We start from the raw sequence: 4926 nt of genomic DNA on the forward strand, positions 1-4926 counted from the left end.
GTCATGATAATAGGGCCTTCTGATTAGAAGGCCCTATTATCAATGATTTTTATCCTCGTGACGACACTATCTAATACGTAGCGTAGAACTCAATTCCACGAACAGGCGGCTCATGCTCTGCCCGAAGGTGAGGCTTTTCTTCTCTTCTTCTGCACGCAATGCGGCTTCGGTCCAGTCTTCGCGCGGGCGTTCCCAGGTAAAGCACCAGACAAAGGTCAGCATCAGCGCGCACAGTACGGAGAACACCAGACTTGCATAGAAGAAGGAGACCGGGTTGTCTTTACCGAAGTGCGCCAGCAGGATACCCGGCAGGAACGACGCCAGGATCGCGGACATCTGCGCCATAGAGATACGCGCACCGGAGAATTTGGTTTTCTGTTTGAAGTCGTCGGTCATTTCCGGTACCAGCGTTTCGTACGGCACCAGAATCATGGTGTAGACCACATCAAAGATCAGATAGGTCACCAGGTAATACCAGAAGCTCATGTCCCCTACCCACATGATGGAGTAGCTGAACACGCACGGAATACCCAGCATGATGAAGAATTTACGGCGACCAAAGCGTTTACCCAGCCAGGTGGAGCCGAAGTTATCGGTCAAGAATCCCATCAACGGACTGACAACCGCATCCAGCACCCTGGCGGCAGCAAAGATAAATGTCGCTTCGATAGGCGTCAGGCCGCAGAACGTAGTGTAGAAATAGAGTAGCCATGCAGCGGTGAGTGCTGTTGTGCCCGCCCCCAGGAAGTCGCCTGAACCATAGGCGAGATAGTTAACCAATCCAATTTTACGTGTTTTCATTGCCGTTAACCCTGTTTATTAGTGAGGGACCTCTGGCAATCCGGCTTCGCCAAAGGTAATTCTTACACGGCTAAAGTAAGAGTATGCGCCTCGGGATACCTTTCTGTTTCTGCCATAAGCGTGAGGGAAATGGCAAAAATACAAAGAGTGTCGCAACGCGCTTCACTGATTTATAAAACAGTGTTTCTTTTGATTCAAAAGACAGGGTCAGAATTTGCGAGCCAGCCATCAAATTCCGGGGAGGAACGGCGATGACTGGTGAAAAGGCGAGCGACTAGCGGTAGTTAACGATAACCTGGATACTGCGAACATTCAGGGCGGGAATCAATCTCCCGCCACCCGGGACTTCCCAGATAAAACGTAACGGCTCAATGGCCGGCACATCGGCAAAGGCTACGGTCGTTCCGCTTTGGGCGTCAAGTTGAACACAGCGCGTCTGCGTACACAAACGCGTGTTTAACCCGGCTGGCGTCGGGCCATTCAGCTCATAACGCCACGCCACCACCGTCATTAAGCCATTAACCGGCTGCGGCGGCGCAAGCACACGTGAGGACATGGCCTGCCCACGATGGCTGAGGATAACCCCGATATTGCTTGCCTGCCACGCAGCGTTTCCGGCCGCCTGGGCAAACAAGGGCAACGCAAGGAATAACCCGGCCAGCTTACGCATTATTTGCCTCCAATGGTCGCCGTCATGCGGATAGGACGGTTGTCCGACATTTCCATGTTCGACAGCACCACCAGTTGCGGCAGGCTGCGACGCAGGAAACGAGACAGCAGCGGACGCAGCGCATGGTTAACCAGCAGCACTGGCGGCGCACCCAGCATTTCCTGACGCTGCAACGCTTCCTGGGTTTGCTCCAGAAGGCGGTCGGCAAGACCCGGTTCCAGGCCACCACCGCCCTGCAGCGCCTGTAGCAGCAGACGTTCCAGCGGCGTATCAAGGCCAATAACCTGCACTTCGCCACTGCCAGGGAACCACTGTTGGGTAATCGCACGGCCCAGCGCCACTCGGACTACCGTGGTCAGTTCGTACGGATCGGTTTGCAGCGGTGCGTGTTCTGCCAGCGTCTCCAGAATGGTACGCATATCGCGAATAGGCACTTTTTCTGCCAGCAGGTTTTGCAGTACTTTGTGCAGCGTCGTCAACGTGACAACGCCCGGCACCAGGTCTTCGGTCAGTTTCGGCATTTCCTGGGTCACGCGGTCAAGCAGTTGCTGCGCTTCCTGGCGACCAAACAGTTCCGGCGCAAACTGGCCAATCAGGTGGTTCAGGTGGGTTGCCACCACGGTACTGGCTTCCACTACGGTGAAGCCCTGGATTTGCGCCTGCTCTTTGAGCGCGCTTTCGATCCAGATAGCCGCGAGACCAAAGGCCGGGTCAACGGTCTGTTCGCCAGGCAACGAACCTGCCGCCGTACCCGGGTTAATCGCCAGCCAGCGTCCCGGATAAGCATCACCGCTGCCCATCTCAACCCCTTTCATCAGGATACGGTAGCGCGCAGGCGGCAGATCCATGTTGTCACGGATATGCACCACCGGTGGCAGGAAGCCCATATCCTGCGCGAATTTCTTACGAATACTGCGAATACGGCCCAGCAGTTCACCATCCTGCTGGAAATCCACCATCGGGATCAGGCGATAGCCCACTTCCATCCCCAGCGAATCTTCCAGTTGGACATCATTCCAGGTGGCTTCCACCGCCTGACTGTTTTCCGGCATTTTGACAGGCGCCACTTCCGCCGGAGCCTTCTCTTGTCTGCCGCGCAGCCACCAGGCCAGTGAAAGCAGGCCAACGGTAAAGAGCAGGAACACAAAGTTCGGCATGCCCGGAACCAGGCCAAACAGGCCAAGCACTGCGGCACTGAGTACCATCACGCGTGGATTGGTAAACAGTTGGCTGACCATCTGCTGGCCAACGTCTTCATCGTTTGCCACGCGGGTCACGATAACACCGGCTGCGGTAGAAATAACCAGCGCCGGGATCTGAGCCACCAGGCCGTCACCGATGGTCAGTAGGGTGTAACTTTGCGCTGCATCGCCCATCGACAGGCCGTGCTGCAATACCCCCACCAGCAGGCCACCAACGATGTTGATAACCATGATCAGGATGCCCGCAACGGCGTCACCACGGACGAATTTACTCGCACCGTCCATCGAGCCGTAGAAGTCCGCTTCCTGGGTTACATCAGAACGGCGGCGTTTTGCCTCATCTTCACCGATAAGACCGGCGTTAAGGTCGGCGTCGATCGCCATCTGTTTACCGGGCATCCCGTCGAGCACGAAGCGCGCACCGACCTCCGCAATACGCCCCGCACCTTTGGTGATAACCATAAAGTTGATGATCACGAGGATGATGAACACCACGATGCCGATGGCAAAGTTACCGCCAACAAGGAAGTGACCAAAGGCTTCAACCACCCGCCCCGCCGCCGCTGTGCCGGTATGGCCTTCAAGCAGAATGATACGGGTAGAGGCTACGTTCAGCGCCAGCCGCATCAGCGTGGTAAACAGCAGCACGGTTGGAAATGCCGCGAACTCGAGGGTTTTCTGGGTGAACATCGCCACCAGCAGCACCATAATCGAGAGCGCAATGTTGAAGGTAAAAAGCAGGTCGAGCACGAATGCCGGCAACGGCAAAACCATCATCGACAGAATCAGCAAAATCAAGACCGGACCGGCCAGAATTTGCCATTGTGTTGATTTCAGGTTGCCAGGCAGACGCAACATTGCCACCAGATTAGCCATCAGTGTCCTTCTCGTTCATAAAATCCAGCGACTCTGGCACTGGGAGATTTTCAGGTCTGACCGGACGTTTACCTCCGGCCAGATTCCAGCGTTTCAATTGCCATACCCAGGCCAGCACTTCGGCCACGGCCGCATAAAGCTGGCCTGGGATCTGCTGACCAATCTCAGCATGGCGGTACAGAGCACGCGCCAACGGCGGCGCTTCAAGTACTGGGATACGGTTTTCGCTGCCAATTTCACGAATGCGCAGCGCAATCAAACCAGACCCCTTCGCAATCACTTTTGGCGCACTCATTTTATTCTCGTCATATTGCAGTGCGACGGAATAGTGCGTCGGGTTCGTCACAATCACATCGGCTTTTGGTACATCGGCCATCATTCGACGACGCGCTGCGGCACGCTGCAGCTGGCGGATACGCCCCTTAACGTGCGGGTCACCTTCCTGCTGTTTAAATTCGTCACGAATATCCTGTTTGGACATGCGCAATTTTTTCAGGTGGCTGTAGATCTGCCAGAAGATGTCGAAACCCACCATCGGGATTATCGACAGCACCACCAGCAGGCAGCACATACCGGCCAGATTCAGCGCGCTGGCCATTGCCGTGACCGGCGCTTCCATCATCAGACGCATAATCTCCGGCCATTTGTGCCAGAGATAAAACGCGGCCACGCTGCCCATCAGGGCCGTTTTCATTACTGCCTTGACTAGTTCCGCCACAACCTGCGCTGAAAACAGACGCTTGAGGCCACTTAACGGGTTAATCTTGGAAAAATTAAACTGTATCGATTTGCCGCTTAATACCAGCCCACCCAGCACCGGCGGTGCCGAGAGCGCTAACAGCACCACGCCTGTCACCAGCGGCAATAGCGCCAGCACAGCATTTTTGAGCAATTCAATAAGATGCCCAAGAATCAGTTTTTGGTCATTGATGATGGCATGATCAAAACGTAAGCCAGACGACATAATCCCCGACAGTTTGCGGGCAAACGCATCCCCCCCCATCCAGAGCACGCCCACCCCAACAAAGAGCATCAGTATCGATGTCAGCTCTTTCGATCGGGGAACTTGCCCTTCCTCACGGGCCTTCTCTTTTCGGTGGGGTGTAGGGGCTTCTGTTTTGTCGTCGCTATCGTCTGCCACGGCTCAAATCCACGGGTAGATGTTTGATGACATAATGCCAGAGTCAAGTCGGTCTAATGGGCAGAGTAAGGCATAAAAACGCGGGGTTTTCGCGATTTGAGAAAAGGCAATTCTCTGTCGCAGGGGAAAAGTTGAGCGGATACAAAGGGTGGCAGGCAGGTAAAAAACCACCTGCATAGCAGGTGGCATTGATAACGCCCCATAGGGGCGTACTCAGTCCAGACTCTGAGAGTCTT

Annotated in this window: 3 protein-coding genes and 1 pseudogene; all 4 read right to left on the reverse strand. The window is 55.1% G+C overall.

Annotated elements, in window-relative coordinates; translation table 11 throughout:
* Positions 1–69 precede the first annotated feature (69 nt).
* Positions 70–801, reverse strand: a pseudogene (locus ACSZPU_RS23330) (MFS transporter); the annotation flags it as partial.
* 274 nt (positions 802–1075) lie between these two features.
* The gene (gene flhE, locus ACSZPU_RS23335) at positions 1076–1471 is read right to left on the reverse strand and encodes a flagellar protein FlhE (protein WP_499003769.1); all 396 of its coding nucleotides are present in this window, start codon (positions 1469–1471) and stop codon (positions 1076–1078) included.
* Entirely contained in the window at positions 1471–3549 is a 2079-nt protein-coding gene (gene flhA, locus ACSZPU_RS23340; RefSeq protein WP_499003772.1) for a flagellar biosynthesis protein FlhA, read from the reverse strand. The genes flhE and flhA overlap by 1 nt, the downstream gene beginning before the upstream one ends.
* A complete protein-coding gene (gene flhB, locus ACSZPU_RS23345) occupies positions 3542–4690 on the reverse strand; it encodes a flagellar biosynthesis protein FlhB (RefSeq protein ID WP_499003776.1) in 1149 nt (382 codons plus the stop codon). Before flhB ends, flhA begins: the two co-directional genes overlap by 8 nt.
* Positions 4691–4926 lie beyond the last annotated feature (236 nt).

It is taken from the genome of Phytobacter sp. V69, assembly GCF_965644215.1.
Lineage (GTDB): Bacteria > Pseudomonadota > Gammaproteobacteria > Enterobacterales > Enterobacteriaceae > Phytobacter.

What these genes read in the sequence shown, in the direction of transcription:
- flhE (WP_499003769.1), bottom strand. Translation starts at nt 1,471, where the DNA reads ATGCGTAAGCTGGCCGGGTTATTCCTTGCGTTGCCCTTGTTTGCCCAG.
- flhA (WP_499003772.1), bottom strand. Translation starts at nt 3,549, where the DNA reads ATGGCTAATCTGGTGGCAATGTTGCGTCTGCCTGGCAACCTGAAATCA.